The sequence below is a fragment of the Solitalea canadensis DSM 3403 genome (assembly GCF_000242635.2).
In the GTDB taxonomy this organism is placed as follows: domain Bacteria; phylum Bacteroidota; class Bacteroidia; order Sphingobacteriales; family Sphingobacteriaceae; genus Solitalea; species Solitalea canadensis.
Map to the genome: position 1 here is coordinate 3,512,299 of NC_017770.1, position 13,776 is coordinate 3,526,074.

At 36.7% G+C, this 13,776-nt stretch carries 12 protein-coding genes; 3 read left to right on the forward strand and 9 right to left on the reverse strand.

All coding sequences use genetic code 11. The annotated features are described in order from the left end of the window. Positions 1-34: 34 nt before the first annotated feature. From SOLCA_RS14500 to SOLCA_RS14530, 7 genes are all read right to left on the reverse strand, one after another. Positions 35-2,050 carry a putative porin gene (locus SOLCA_RS14500; RefSeq protein ID WP_157604578.1) on the reverse strand — a complete coding sequence of 672 codons (2,016 nt, stop codon included), beginning with the start codon at positions 2,048-2,050 and terminating at the stop codon, positions 35-37. 2 nt (positions 2,051-2,052) lie between these two features. Then, a complete protein-coding gene (locus SOLCA_RS14505; RefSeq protein ID WP_014681218.1) occupies positions 2,053-2,868 on the reverse strand; it encodes a purine-nucleoside phosphorylase in 816 nt (271 codons plus the stop codon). Next, positions 2,858-3,919, reverse strand: coding sequence for a tetraacyldisaccharide 4'-kinase (gene lpxK, locus SOLCA_RS14510; RefSeq protein WP_014681219.1), 1,062 nt, complete (start codon positions 3,917-3,919; stop codon positions 2,858-2,860). Before lpxK ends, SOLCA_RS14505 begins: the two co-directional genes overlap by 11 nt. An 86-nt stretch (positions 3,920-4,005) precedes the next feature. Next, positions 4,006-4,494, reverse strand: coding sequence for an FKBP-type peptidyl-prolyl cis-trans isomerase (locus SOLCA_RS14515; RefSeq protein ID WP_014681220.1), 489 nt, complete (start codon positions 4,492-4,494; stop codon positions 4,006-4,008). 46 nt (positions 4,495-4,540) lie between these two features. Beyond that, positions 4,541-5,170 carry a DUF417 family protein gene (locus SOLCA_RS14520; RefSeq protein WP_014681221.1) on the reverse strand — a complete coding sequence of 210 codons (630 nt, stop codon included), beginning with the start codon at positions 5,168-5,170 and terminating at the stop codon, positions 4,541-4,543. Positions 5,171-5,189: 19 nt separating this feature from the next. Further along, positions 5,190-6,071 (reverse strand): helix-turn-helix domain-containing protein, encoded by an 882-nt coding sequence (locus SOLCA_RS14525; protein ID WP_014681222.1) that lies wholly within the window; start codon positions 6,069-6,071, stop codon positions 5,190-5,192. Between the two features lie 505 nt (positions 6,072-6,576). Further along, positions 6,577-7,182 (reverse strand): outer membrane beta-barrel protein, encoded by a 606-nt coding sequence (locus tag SOLCA_RS14530; RefSeq protein WP_157604579.1) that lies wholly within the window; start codon positions 7,180-7,182, stop codon positions 6,577-6,579. Positions 7,183-7,486: 304 nt separating this feature from the next. On the opposite strand from SOLCA_RS14530, the gene pruA reads away from it, so the two are divergent. Together pruA and SOLCA_RS14540 are read left to right on the forward strand one after the other, a co-directional pair. Then, positions 7,487-9,118, forward strand: a complete 1,632-nt coding sequence (gene pruA, locus SOLCA_RS14535; RefSeq protein WP_014681224.1) for an L-glutamate gamma-semialdehyde dehydrogenase — start codon at positions 7,487-7,489, stop codon at positions 9,116-9,118. 329 nt (positions 9,119-9,447) lie between these two features. Further along, complete coding sequence (locus tag SOLCA_RS14540; protein WP_014681225.1) at positions 9,448-10,725, forward strand: hypothetical protein; 1,278 nt, start codon at positions 9,448-9,450, stop codon at positions 10,723-10,725. Positions 10,726-10,757: 32 nt separating this feature from the next. Here SOLCA_RS14540 and SOLCA_RS14545 read toward each other — a convergent pair whose 3' ends face one another. Beyond that, positions 10,758-10,979 (reverse strand): ACT domain-containing protein, encoded by a 222-nt coding sequence (locus SOLCA_RS14545; RefSeq protein WP_014681226.1) that lies wholly within the window; start codon positions 10,977-10,979, stop codon positions 10,758-10,760. Between the two features lie 175 nt (positions 10,980-11,154). Here SOLCA_RS14545 and SOLCA_RS14550 point away from each other — a divergent pair, with 175 nt between their 5' ends. Beyond that, a complete protein-coding gene (locus tag SOLCA_RS14550; protein WP_081480034.1) occupies positions 11,155-11,637 on the forward strand; it encodes a c-type cytochrome in 483 nt (160 codons plus the stop codon). A 50-nt stretch (positions 11,638-11,687) separates the two neighbouring features. Here the strand turns inward: SOLCA_RS14550 and dnaK are convergent, their stop codons facing one another. Next, positions 11,688-13,589 carry a molecular chaperone DnaK gene (dnaK, locus tag SOLCA_RS14555; protein ID WP_014681228.1) on the reverse strand — a complete coding sequence of 634 codons (1,902 nt, stop codon included), beginning with the start codon at positions 13,587-13,589 and terminating at the stop codon, positions 11,688-11,690. Positions 13,590-13,776: the final 187 nt, after the last annotated feature.

Sequence of the window (13,776 nt, forward strand, 5' to 3'; positions counted from 1 at the left end):
CATCTCACATCCCATATCTCATATCTATCTAACCTTAATCATAAAATCTCCAACCTACACCAAACTTAAACGTAGCATCAGGCATTGCATATTTATCAACGATGTAATAACCTTTCTTATTAAGTCCTTGATTTAAATAATCATACTTGATCAAAAAACGAGTTCGTCGGAGTCCTGCAGTAATAAATAGATCTGCAATTGGATAATTACCAACTTCCATCATACCGTTTCCAACATAAAACTGACCTAGCTCAGGTGCATATCCCATCGACTTGAATTTGGTAAAATACCGAACATCTAATCCAATCTGAAAATCTAAGGCTTTAAACAATTTATTTTGATAATAAACGCTTTGATAGGTGTAAAAATCAGGTGCAGGCAATATATCCTTTGCATTATTTGCCTGATAGGTGAAGCTTCCCGACCAACCGAAGTGACCAAAGTTAATAGTTTGATCGGCTTTAATTCTTAAAATACTTATCAAATCGCCAGTTTGCTGGGCAATTGTTTCCGATTGAGGTGTTGCTCTATAGAAATAGGTATAATTATTAATCAGGTTATACTCTGCCGATAACCGGGTTCTTGTTAACTTATTTTCATAAGTGAATGATAGCAAATTGCTATTAATCTTTGAGAAACTATTATCGTACCTGTGAAAATTTGAACGATTCTTAGTAAAGATTATCCCAGGTTCAACATTTTGAAGAAGGGCCCTCAAATAAATATTCCCCACCTTACCCATCGATACGGTTGCTACTCCATCCAAAGACACATCGCCAATATTATAACCGGCAAAAATATAATGCCCACGTACATCTAAATCAACATTTGAAGCAATAGAGAGGCCAATACGTCCTTTTAACAAAACGTTATTTGTATTCCTCGCAAAAACCTGCATTGAATCTTGCACAAACTGCGTATAGTTAATACTTTCATAGGCAATACCTCCACCCAATGTAAACCGTTCAGCACGCCCTCTACCATATAAACTTAAATCTAAATCTGTTCTGAAATGCTTTTGTTTAATTCGATCAGCTGCATGAAGTGAGTCTAAATAATAAACTTTTCCAAAATAAGCAGTAGGTGATACTTCGTCATTCTCTCCGGAATAATCGAACTTATAATCACGCTGATCATACTGTATAGTATTTGTAACCTTAGAGTAAGGGGATTTAAATGCCTTTGCCTGGTAAACTGCATTTGTATCTCTTGCCCCCACCACATAAGACTGCTTTAAGTATAGCGACATATTACTCCAGGTAGTTAGTGAATTATTGAGATAAACACTCTCAAATTCATGCTGTTTATTAGTTGGTTCTGTAAAAAGCGTTGCATTTGTTTCGCCACCATTTTCAGGAGATTTCAAGCTGTTAAACAAGACATTTCCAAGTATGTTATATTTAAGGTTTCGCGATTGATACCAGCTCCAGGCCGAAAATAAATTATGCTTTGGTCGTTGACGAGGGTAATAGCCCTGAGATCCAATCGATTCATATTCAACACCGATATTTAGATTAGGCTTAATATTTTGTGTATGAATGAAATTAATAGAACTCTCCTTTCCCAAACCGCTAATCCAGGTAACATCTGTATATGGAGAATAAACGCGATAATAATTAACACGTTCAGGTCTGAATTCATATAATGACAAAGCTGTTTGGCCGTCATTAAAACCAATCCGGTTTCCAAATCCAGGATACATTGCACGACTGGCTAAGCCAAGATTACCAATGCTTAGATAGTAATTGTTTTTAGCGTACAGCGGACTATAATTCTGGAAATTATGAATAGAAGTATCTAGTCTCGAAAAAGCAATTGTATCCAGATCAAATTGACGAGGTTCTGCAAAACGAATCGACTTAGCGTAGAATTTCTTCACCGAATCTTTTCGGGTAAAAAAGTCTTGTAGCTTTTCCTCTTTAGCCGGTTTCTTAGTAATGGTATCTCTTCCAAAAGGGTCGCGTGCCGGGTCGTTAGGATTTACGATTTGCCCTTTAGCAACAACCGAAAACAACAAACAACAAAAGAGTAATAGAGTAAAATTTTTCAATGTTAAAATGATGAAATCAGTTCTTTCAAAATTAATGTCATCTTTGGCTCTGCCTCTTCTGCAACCTTAACAATTTCTTCGAAGGAAACTTTATTCAAAACATCTTGAAATCCTTCGTCAGTAATTACTGAAATAGCAAAAACAGGCAGACTCATGTGATTAGCCACAATTACTTCAGGCACAGTTGACATACCAACCACATCACCGCCAATAATACGTAAATAACGATATTCGGCCCGAGTTTCCAAATTAGGACCTTGTACGCTCACATAAACTCCGGTATGTGCTGTAATATTATGTGTTGCCGCAATCTCTTTGGCTTTTTTTATGAACTCAACATCATAAGGTGCTGACATATCAGGGAACCGCGGACCAAAAAAATCAAGATTGTGACCACGGAGCGGATTATCAGGCAACAAATTGATATGATCTTCGATGATCATCAGATCACCTTTTTTATAATCAGGATTCAAACTCCCACATGCATTTGATACCACTAAATGTTCAATACCAAGCAATTTCATTACTCGTACAGGAAACGTAATTTGTTGCATTGAGTAGCCTTCATAATAATGGAGACGACCCTGCATGGCTACTACATTTTTCCCGTTTAACGTACCAAATATTAGCTTACCGGCATGAAATTCAACCGTTGAAATTGGAAAATTGGGAATGTTTGAATACATCAACTCGTATTTAACATCAATGTCATCTACAAGTTTGGCTAAACCTGTTCCCAGAATAATACCTATTTCAGGTTTAAATCCTTCAATTCGTTTTTCAATATGATCTACGGTAGCACGTAACTTATCCAACATAATTTAATATCTTATTATCAAAATCTTCTTTAAAGCGATCGCAAATTTCGGCTTTAATAGGAATATAATGAATAGGTAATTGTAATACTTCGGTTTCTAACTCAGGCGCCATCAAGCGCATTGCATCCTTTTCGGTAGTAATGATTACTTTTTGCCCGCCATGAGCAGCCGATACAGAATTGTAAACATCAGCCAGTTTCTGCACATCCTTTGCCGTGAACTTGTGATGATCAAGATATTTCAGATGAGTAATATTTTTGGTCTTAACTTCCAGAAAATCAGTCAAAGGCTTCGTTTTGGCAATTCCTGTCAATAAAATTATTTCTGTTTTCCTGGTTATATCGCTTAAAGTGAATTGCTGAACGTCTGAGTTTTTATTAAGCAGTTGTAATTCACCATAATGAATATAGGAATAGAAAATTTCTTTATCGAAATAAGGACGAATTTTAGCTTCAACGACACGTTGATCTAAAGGGGAAAATATTTTAGGTGCTTTAGTAACAACGATAACATCCGCTCTTTTCATTCCTGCTTTAGATTCACGCATATTACCGGCTGGTAATAAAAATGAGCGTTCTCCAACTCTGTTATAATCTAATAACAAAATGGTGAAACCTGCTTTCACTTTCCGGTGCTGAAACGCATCATCCAACAAAATAACCTGCTGATCATCCTTAACAGTATTTATCGCCTTTACCCTGTTTTCGCTTGCAACTACAGTTACCTCAGGAAATTTCGTATTAAATTGCATCGGCTCATCACCAATTTCCTGTGCAGATGAATTTTCATCAGCAATGATCATCCCTTTAGTTTTTCTTCCATACCCACGGCTTATGGTAGCTATTTTTTTTTCAGGAGATAATAATCTAATCAGGTATTCAATCATTGGTGTTTTTCCGGCCCCCCCTACTTCGAGATTTCCAACAGCAATCACTGGGATATCGAACTCGTGAGAATGAAAAATACCTTTGTTGTAAAAGTTGTTTCTCAACTTTACAACCAAACCATAAATAAGAGAAAAGGGAAGAAGTAATAATCGAAATGCTGACATAAAATAACGCTGATTCCCGGCGGCACAAAAAAAGAGAACAGTCGACAATACCCTATATCATCGACTGTTGTAGCTAAATAATTCTATTAATGATGGTGGCTGTGACCAGGACCGTGTACATGTCCGTGATCGATCTCAACCTGGGTTGCGTCACGCATTCCTTCTACTTTAACATCAAAATGTAAAGTTTCGCCAGCTAAAGGATGATTGCCATCAACTGTAACTTTATCACCATCAATATTTACAATACGGATAACCATTGGACCAGCTTCGCCTTGAGCCTGAAACTGCATACCTACTTCTAAAGGAGCATCAGGAGGGAAATTTTGGCGTTGAGCATCAAAAACAAGCTCATTGTTAAGTTCACCGTATCCATCAGCAGGAGCAACAGTTACCTTTTTAGCATCTCCAATAGTTAAACCTTCCAATTCTTTTTCTAAACCAGGGATAATATTGTAGCTACCATGAAGATACTCAAGAGGTTGGTTTGGCTGTGATTGGTCCAGCACTTCATTCTTATCATTGGTAAGAGTGTAAGAGATACTTACAACTTTGCCGTTTTTAATTGTTTCCATCTACTTTAAATTAGTAGTGCGAAGGTAACAAATACTGTTGAAAATATCAGAAACCTTGTATCATAGACTTATGCTTCCTATTCTCCAAGTATTTTCTTGCGGCCTGCGACATGGTAACAATACTAGCCCCGAGCATAATGACATCCTTTAGTACTAACCGACCAGCTGCACTTAAATAAGGAAAACCATGCTGAGAATCACCCAGCGCAGGAACCCAAGTTTCGGGTGTTGTGATTAGAAAAGAAAGTGTAACTAATGACATGCCGAAACTTAAAAAACTTCCAAATGCTGAAACACCCGGAAAAACCGGATAAAGCCCAATAAGAATACCCATTAATACAATAACACCTCCTAAACCATAAGAAAACTCATAAGTATTATTTGCTTCATGCCATGCAATATTTTCAGGTTTGTATTCTCCCTCTTTATTCATGTGCTTTTTATACTCAGGGGCATCATACTGATAGAAAAAATTCATTACAGGACTATTTGCAACAAACGGAACAATGCCGACGGCTTCATACCTGAAAGCTTTTAAACCTCCTATCCATAGTAAAACAATGATTAATCCGATTCGGCTAAGGTGACTTCCTAAATTTTGCAAGGATGCAGCATACGCGAATATTTTGTCCATCATATCTATATTTTTCACAAAAATACCCGCATGCTTATTCATAACTAATGGACAAATGCCACTATGGAATGGACAAATACCCCTTTCGTATCTCCCATTCTTTTTCACGGAACAATTTTGGAGATAATCCTATGTGTTTTTTAAAAAATCGACTGAAATAATACTCATCCTTAAAACCCAAACTATCAGCTACCTGTTTAACTGGTTTATCAGTATGTAACAATTCCCATTTTGCCTTTAGTAATAACTTTTCACTGATTAATGCTGATATCCCTTTACGAAAATGTTTTCGACATGTATTACTTAACGACTTTATAGAAACATTTAACTGATTTGCATAAAATGCAGCCTTATGCTCTATAGTGCAATTCTCATTGATCAATCCAATCAATTTTTCTAAACTACCAGGAGTAGCCTTTGAGGTGCCTGTTAATGGGGATTGTGTGGTTTTAAGCCGGGTTAATTTGACCAGGAAAATTTTGAGGTAGGAGAAAACCAGTTCATTGGTTGCGATTCCTGTTATCTCTTTTTCTTGTTCAATACTTCGTAATACTGTTAACAGTTCGTGGCTTTCCGATTCTTGAATTGATATCGGACCAATATCAAACACTGAATTAAATAAAAGCCCATTGCAGCCTACTTCATGTTGATAGGTTTCAATACAGAAAAAATTAGGATGAAACTGAAGTAATAAACCTTCGGTTTTTACTTGTGGATGTAATACAAAGGGTTGGTAGTTATTAAAGCAATAAACTGTATCTGCACTATAATCAGTTTTTATGAAATCAGTCTCAATCATACCATCTCCTTTCCGTATCCATAATACACTAAAGTAGTTGGTATGATTTTGCCAGATTCCGTCTTTAAGAAGCGTCTCCAATAATACCGGAGATATATCCTTACGAGCCTTATGAAATTGCAAGCCTGTTTTTTCTGTCAACATGAATTAACTTTAACCGTTTCCTCTTGAATTTTGAGTTTATAAATTTAACGCGACTTATCGATATTTAATATCAGTTTAACCCATTATGCGATTTGATTTCACCTATGTGAATTTAAAGCATAAATTATCATATAAGCCAAAACCGCCTCGTACAGTTCGGAAAAGATGATTTAATACCCCTCACTAATTGTCAAAGAACTGTACGCAGTCTCGGCTCAGCCGAGAGCATTTTTGCTTACTTTTTTTGCTGAAGAAAAAAAGTGAGTCCCGCTGAAAGCGGCGGGAGAAAATAATTCATCCAAACTGTATTTATTGCACTATTAGGCTTATTCTAAATCACACAACGCATATCAGTTTATAAAACATAAGGGGTGGATATTCATCATATCCACCCCTTATAAGTATCCCTGCTCAAGCAATTTATAACTTGATCATAATTATAATAGTAAAATTTAAAGCATAAACGAAGATTAAGTAAGTGGATATTCATCCACAATTAATTTGTCTATTTTTTGAAGGTATAATAAATACCAATGTTAAATACCGGACCTAATGAATTTACATTAAGACCTAAATCAGAAACTTCATTTTCGAAATCACCAATTGAAGTTTTAGTTGACTTATAGCCAAAGAAACCATATTGACCTACAGCTGTAAAACGGCTACTCAATGCATATGCAGCTCCTAACGATAAGTTAGCGCCATAACCACTTAAGTCGTATTTTACATCATTAGCCTTAGTTGAACCTGTAGTGAAATTACCTACAACTCCTACAAAAGTTGAGAAGTTTTCGCTCACTTTGAAGAAACGACGTAAGTAAACAACAGGTGAGAATTTAGTTACAGTTGAATCAAAGCTGCCGAATTCCATTTTATTACCGCTAAGATTAACTGCAACACCTAATTGCAAATTATCTTTTAAGAATGTACCTACTTCAGGAGCAAAAGTCCATTCGTTATTTTTGAACTCAGTACGACCAGTTACTTTTTCGGTTTTTGAGTTATAACCTCCTTGTCCTCCAATATACCAGCTACCTTTTTGCGCAAAAGCAGAACCTGAAAGAAGAAGCATAAAAACAAGAGCGAAAAAGCTAAATTTTGATTTTGTCATGTGTTGATTTGTTTGGTTTGTTTGATCAAAACAGTTATAAAGCCAGGGAATACTTTGCTGAAAACATCGATTTAATAATATTGTTATTTTCAACAGGGGCGCAAAGATCATTTTTAAACTTCTTTAAACAAACTATTGACAACTTTTAATTAAAAAAATTACTCAACAGTTACATTTATAACATTTTTGTCTTATTAGGTTAGAATGATGAACCACCCGATCAACTTCATACTCTTGGCAGTTTTTCCTATCTTTGCGGCTCGAAATAAACCTTAGTTTTCAATTACTTAAATCATAATAAGTTATGCTTAAAGGATTTTTCACAATTCCTAAACCTTACAATGAACCAGTTTTAAGTTATGCCCCCGGTACTCCGGAACGTAAAGCATTAAAAGCCGCTCTGGCAGAAGCTCGTTCAAAACAATTAGACATACCAATGTATATTGGTGGCGAAAAGGTATTCACAGAAAAGAAGTCATCGCTTCGCCCACCTCATGATCATCAACATATATTAGGTCATTTCTCTCAGGGAACCAAAGACCATGTTAAACAAGCAATTGATGCTGCTTTAAAAGCGAAAGCTCAATGGGAAAACCTGGCTTGGGAACACCGTGCTTCTATCTTCTTAAAAGCGGCAGATTTATTGGCAGGTCCATACCGTGCCAAAATCAATGCAGCCACCATGCTTGGACAGTCGAAAAGTGCTTATCAGGCAGAAATTGATTCAGCATGTGAGTTAATTGACTTTTTACGTTTCAATGTGAGCTACATGACTGAAATTTACAGTCAGCAGGTTGATTCAGCAAAAGGTATTTGGAACCGTATCGAACAACGTCCTTTAGAAGGTTTCGTTTTTGCATTAACTCCATTTAACTTCACAGCTATTGCAGGTAACTTACCTACCTCTGTTGCTATGATGGGTAACGTGGTAGTTTGGAAACCAGCCAATACTCAAATTTATGCAGCTAACGTAATTATGGAAGTGCTTCGTGAAGCAGGCTTACCTGATGGCGTTATCAACCTGGTATATGTAAGCGGACCTGACGCTGGAGATGTTATCTTCAAACATCCTGATTTCGCTGGTATTCACTTTACCGGTTCAACTGAGGTTTTCCAAAACATTTGGAAAGAAATTGGTAACAATATCCACTTATTCAAAACCTATCCACGTATTGTGGGTGAAACAGGTGGTAAAGACTTTGTAGTTGTTCACCCTTCGGCCGATGTTAAAGCATCTGCAGTTGCTTTAGTTCGTGGTGCCTTTGAATACCAGGGACAAAAATGTTCAGCAGCCTCACGTGCCTATGTTGCAAAATCAATATGGCCGGACATTAAAAAATTAATGCAAGAAGACATTGCTTCATTCAAAATCGGTGGTACTGAAGATTTCGAAAACTTCTTTAACGCGGTTATTGATGAAAAATCGTTTGATAAATTGGCAAAATATATTGACAACGCTAAAAACGACTCTTCTGTAGAAATCATTGCCGGAGGTGCTTATGATAAGTCAAAAGGTTACTTCATTAATCCTACTGTTATTGAAACAAAAGACCCTAAGTATGTAACTATGTGCGAGGAGCTTTTCGGCCCTGTATTAACAGTTTATGTTTATGAAGATGCCAAATTTGAAGAAACATTAGATATCGTTGACCAAACTTCAATTTATGCATTAACAGGTGCAGTACTTTCTCAAGATCGCTATGCAATTGAGTTAGCATCAAGAAAACTGCGCAATGCTGCTGGTAACTTCTATATCAATGACAAACCAACAGGAGCTGTTGTTGGACAACAACCATTTGGTGGTGCAAGAGGTTCTGGAACTAATGATAAAGCAGGTTCAATGATCAACTTATTACGTTGGGTTTCTCCACGTACTATTAAGGAAACGTTTAACCCTCCGCACGATTATCGTTATCCATTCATGGACAAAGAATAATCTTATTCGGCATAATGAGAAAAGCCGTCCCGGTTGAACCGGGACGGCTTTTCTCATTAAAAGTAGCTGATTTAACTTGTTAAGTTATTGTAAACCTCCAATTTTCATTATACCCTATATATCTCTCTTGTAGCCATTTAATTGCCCCAAAATTTCATATCTCATTCACAATATCTTAACATTGATTTAACCTTGAGCTCTCATTTAAGTAATATGTTTGCAGCGTTAATTTAACTGTAATTAAACACACGGTTAACAAAGAAAAAACATAACAGTTAAAGGATTATTAATAATCATTTAATAAATTATCAGAACCGAACGATATTATAATGAGACGCAAAGTAGTGCTTAAGACAACCTTATTAATTCTTTCACTGTGCCTTACATCTGTAATTGCCAATGCCCAGGTAACTATTTATAAAGATTCGGTCAGAACTTTATTTTTAACAGGCTATATACAAGCACAGTACGAGAAAGCTGATTCTGCAGGCATTCCATCATTTGATGGAGGAGACTTCCCTCCTAATGTAGACTCACGATTTATGATTCGTAGAAGTCGTTTAGCTATAGGGTATGCTGAGAAATTCATTTCCGGAAACTTAGAGATTGATTATATCCAGAATAACATAAGAATGACTAATGCTTATGTGCAATTCACAGAGCAAAAATTTAAGACTTTTTCTGCTGGCTTAGGACTTGCAACTGTTCCATTTGGATTGGAGACACCATATTCAACTTTTAACCTTGAATCTTCGGAACGAAGCCGCTTAATTCAAACACTATTTCCGGATGAAAAAGATTGTGGAGCACAGTTAACTATTGCTCCACCAAAAGATTCGAAATGGAACTTTATATCCGCAGGATTCGCTATTTTAAATGGAGCTGGACGAAACTTTAATGACTATGACAGTAAGAAAAACTTCTCAGGAATGATTCAGTTTAATGCGGCCAGAAAATTAAATCTTAAACGCATTCCTATATTAGGTGCGGGTATTTCTTACTACAATGGAAAATCTCGCTCAAATACAACCACCATGCTATACAATGGATATAATAATGGCATAAAAGGCTTTGTATTAAATACGGATGCAAAGAATGAAGGCGGATATGCCAACCGTATCTATAAAGGTGTAAATGCACAGGTTGGAGTATCCTCTAAAATTGGACTTTCAAGATTAAACTTTGAATACATTATGGGTGAACAGCCTGGAGTAGCATCTTCGGCCACCATCAACGGACCGCAATCTTCAAGGAGCTTTGGAGCTCAACCTTTAACAAATATCTACAATCGTGAATTTAATGGCTATTATTTTACTTTTAATCAGACGATCGGAACTACTCCATTAAATTTAATGGTTAAATATGACTGGTATGATCCTAACACATTTGTTAACGGTAAAGAAATTGGAGCTCAAAATAGTAATACCACAGAAGGAGATATTGCTTATTCAACCTGGGGATTGGGAGCCTATTTAAATCTCATGAAAGGGAACGCCCGTTTAGCCCTTTATTATGATATTGTCAAAAATGAAAGTACTTCAATAGCCAGCTATGCTAAAGATATCAAAGATGATGTATTAAACCTGCGCTTGCAGTTCAGATTTTAACTAACCCTGGAGTAAAGATTACTGTACAATAGCTATCCTCCTGATCTCCAAAAATCTTGCAGGATAGTTACTGGTTTTATAGGTCGTAATTTTTGTACACGCATAAAAAAATGATGATCTGAGAAATCACCATGCTGGCTGGCATCAGTAATCCACCCTCCCAAATTAGCAATGAAACTAGTTACAGCGGCTACAATTCCCGTTCTATCGGGACAAGAAAGTGTTAGTGTATAAAGACGTTTTTCAGAAACCATAAATATTATTGCAAATAGAATAACAAGATTGCATTTTTTATTTCAAAATATCAACAAAAACATTGTTTTATTAAAAATAATATCAAATATATAAACTCTCCAATTCTAACTATTTTTAAAGGCTATATTTCCTTTATTTTCTGTATATTTTTAAGAAAACAGATTGGCTATGGTTATGCTAAGAAATCTGACAAACTTCGTTTTTCTTGTGGCCTTCTTTTACTCATGTGGTAACGTATCTGAACACAATGCTACTGATGATAAAGGCAAATCTTTTTATGGAAAAGACGAATCCTTTTATGAAGGGATTGGAGTAGGTCCGATCAAGTCGGTCCAACTTTCAGATACATTAAATGAAGAATGGGTTAAGAAAGGGCAGACTATTTATCAGCAAAAGTGTATTGCTTGTCATAATCTCACTACCGAAAGGCTAATTGGACCGGGCTGGAAAGGCGTTACTTTGAGAAGAAGACCTGAATGGATAATGAACATGGTAATAAATCCGGATGAGATGGTAAGCAGTGATTTGATGGCGCAGCAAATGATGGAGGAATACAAAACTAAAATGCTTAACCAACACCTAAATGAAATAGATGCTAGGATGATATTGGAGTTTATGAGGAAAAATGATGAAGGGCTTTCCTCTTCAACAAAATAAGAAGGGCTCCAAAAACGGAGCCCTTTCTATTTTTAATCTCATTAAGAGGATTATTTCACTTCTTCGAAATCAACGTCTTTAACATCGCCGCTGTTGTTATCACCTGAAGATGACTGACCAGCATCCGGACCTGGTTGTGCACCTGCATCCTGAGTGGCTTTGTACATTTCTTCAGAAGCTGCATTCCAAGCATTTGTTAAAGCAGTTGAAGCGGCTTCGATTCCTGCAAAATCTTTAGCAGCATGAGCATCTTTCAATTGTTTCAATGCATCTTCAATTGCTGTTTTATTTCCTGCAGAAAGCTTATCTCCATACTCTTTCAACTGTTTTTCAGTTGAGAAGATCAATGAATCAGCTGCATTCAGCTTTTCGATTTCTTCTTTGGCTTTTTTATCTGCCTCAGCATTTGCTTCGGCTTCTTTTTTCATCTTTTCGATTTCAGCATCAGATAAACCTGAACTTGCTTCAATACGAATCTTTTGCTCTTTACCGGTAGCTTTATCTTTAGCTAATACATGCAAGATACCGTTAGCATCAATATCAAAAGCTACTTCAATCTGAGGAATACCACGTGGAGCAGGTGGAATACCATCTAAGTGGAAACGACCAATTGTGCGGTTTTGGTTAGCCATTGGGCGCTCACCTTGCAATACGTGAATTTCTACTGATGGCTGATTATCAGAAGCTGTTGAGAATACTTCACTACGTTTAGTAGGAATGGTTGTATTCGACTCAATTAAGCGAGTCATAACGCCACCCATTGTTTCAATACCTAATGAAAGTGGGGTTACATCCAATAATAATACATCTTTAACTTCACCAGTTAATACACCACCTTGAATTGCTGCACCGATCGCAACAACTTCATCAGGGTTAACACCTTTTGATGGAGCTTTACCGAAGAATGACTGAACAGCTTCTTGAATAGCAGGGATACGAGTAGAACCACCTACTAAAATCACTTCATCAATATCACCTACCGATAAACCGGCATTTTTCAATGCAGTTCTGCAAGGCTCAATCGTGCGTTTGATCAGAGAATCTGCCAATTGCTCAAATTTAGCACGACTTAAAGTACGCACTAAGTGTTTTGGCACGCCATCAACAGGCATAATGTATGGTAAGTTGATTTCGGTTGATGCTGCGCTTGACAACTCAATTTTAGCTTTTTCAGCAGCTTCTTTCAAACGCTGTAAAGCCATTGGGTCTTTGCGAAGATCTAAACCTTCATCATTTTTAAATTCTTCCGCCAACCAGTCGATAATAACTTGATCAAAGTCGTCACCACCTAAGTGAGTATCACCATCAGTAGATTTAACTTCGAATACGCCATCTCCTAATTCAAGAATTGAAACGTCATGTGTACCACCACCACAGTCGAACACTACGATTTTCATATCCTTGTGAGCTTTATCCATACCGTAAGCTAATGCAGCAGCAGTAGGCTCATTGATAATACGTTTAACTGTTAAGCCCGCAATCTCTCCTGCTTCTTTAGTAGCCTGACGTTGTGCATCATTAAAGTAAGCCGGTACAGTAATAACCGCTTCTGTAACTTCAGTACCTAAATAATCTTCAGCAGTTTTTTTCATTTTCTGAAGAATCATAGCTGAAATTTCCTGAGGAGTGTAAGTGCGGTCGTCGATTTGTACGCGTGGAGTGTTATTATCTCCTTTTACAACCGTATAAGGTACACGGGCAATCTCTTTATCAACCTCACCAAAGCTATTTCCCATGAAACGCTTAATAGAGTAAATCGTTTTCTTAGGGTTTGTGATAGCCTGACGCTTAGCAGGATCACCTACTTTACGCTCACCGTTCTCAACAAATGCAACAATTGAAGGAGTTGTTCTACGTCCCTCACTGTTTGGAATTACTACCGGTTCGTTACCTTCCATAACGGCAACGCATGAGTTGGTAGTTCCTAAGTCTATTCCTATAATTTTTGACATAATATATAATTCGTTTTATTGACAAACTACATTATCAAGGCTTATGCCAATAGCGACCTGACATTATTTATTGAAACTATGACAGTGATTATGGGTAATAAATTTCATGTCATGTAACCATCGTATGACAAAAAGACATAACCCTTCTTTCCTGAAATAAACACTTAACAATCAATTTTTATCAAAT

Coding starts and splice junctions, on each gene's coding strand:
- SOLCA_RS14505 (WP_014681218.1), bottom strand. CDS start 2,868: ATGTTGGATAAGTTACGTGCTACCGTAGATCATATTGAAAAACGAATT.
- lpxK (WP_014681219.1), bottom strand. CDS start 3,919: ATGTCAGCATTTCGATTATTACTTCTTCCCTTTTCTCTTATTTATGGT.
- SOLCA_RS14515 (WP_014681220.1), bottom strand. CDS start 4,494: ATGGAAACAATTAAAAACGGCAAAGTTGTAAGTATCTCTTACACTCTT.
- SOLCA_RS14520 (WP_014681221.1), bottom strand. CDS start 5,170: ATGAATAAGCATGCGGGTATTTTTGTGAAAAATATAGATATGATGGAC.
- SOLCA_RS14525 (WP_014681222.1), bottom strand. CDS start 6,071: ATGTTGACAGAAAAAACAGGCTTGCAATTTCATAAGGCTCGTAAGGAT.
- SOLCA_RS14530 (WP_157604579.1), bottom strand. CDS start 7,182: ATGACAAAATCAAAATTTAGCTTTTTCGCTCTTGTTTTTATGCTTCTT.
- pruA (WP_014681224.1), top strand. CDS start 7,487: ATGCTTAAAGGATTTTTCACAATTCCTAAACCTTACAATGAACCAGTT.
- SOLCA_RS14540 (WP_014681225.1), top strand. CDS start 9,448: ATGAGACGCAAAGTAGTGCTTAAGACAACCTTATTAATTCTTTCACTG.
- SOLCA_RS14545 (WP_014681226.1), bottom strand. CDS start 10,979: ATGGTTTCTGAAAAACGTCTTTATACACTAACACTTTCTTGTCCCGAT.
- SOLCA_RS14550 (WP_081480034.1), top strand. CDS start 11,155: ATGCTAAGAAATCTGACAAACTTCGTTTTTCTTGTGGCCTTCTTTTAC.
- dnaK (WP_014681228.1), bottom strand. CDS start 13,589: ATGTCAAAAATTATAGGAATAGACTTAGGAACTACCAACTCATGCGTT.